Consider the following 239-nt stretch of genomic DNA (forward strand, 5'->3'; position numbering starts at 1 on the left):
GACCCAGTCGCTATAGCCGCCGTACACGCCCTGCCGCCCCGTGGGCCGGAATTCCGCGTCCTTCACGTGAAAGGCCTTGATGCGCGCGTGGTAGAGGTCGATGAACGCGAGGTAATCGAGCTGCTGGAGCACGAAATGGCTCGGGTCGTAGAGAATGTTCGCGCGCGGATGATCGTCCACGGCGGCCAGAAAACGCTCGAAAGTCACGCCGTCGTGCAGATCCTCGCCCGGATGCAGTT

The 239-nt window shown here is 62.8% G+C and carries 1 protein-coding gene; it reads right to left on the reverse strand.

Annotation, left to right across the window (positions count from 1 at the left end):
- On the reverse strand, positions 1–239 hold a 239-nt coding region (locus SB751_RS34890), incomplete at both ends, for a sugar phosphate isomerase/epimerase family protein (RefSeq protein ID WP_410749598.1).

The organism is Cupriavidus sp. SIMBA_020 (genome assembly GCF_046535395.1).
In the GTDB taxonomy this organism is placed as follows: Bacteria; Pseudomonadota; Gammaproteobacteria; order Burkholderiales; family Burkholderiaceae; genus Cupriavidus; species Cupriavidus campinensis.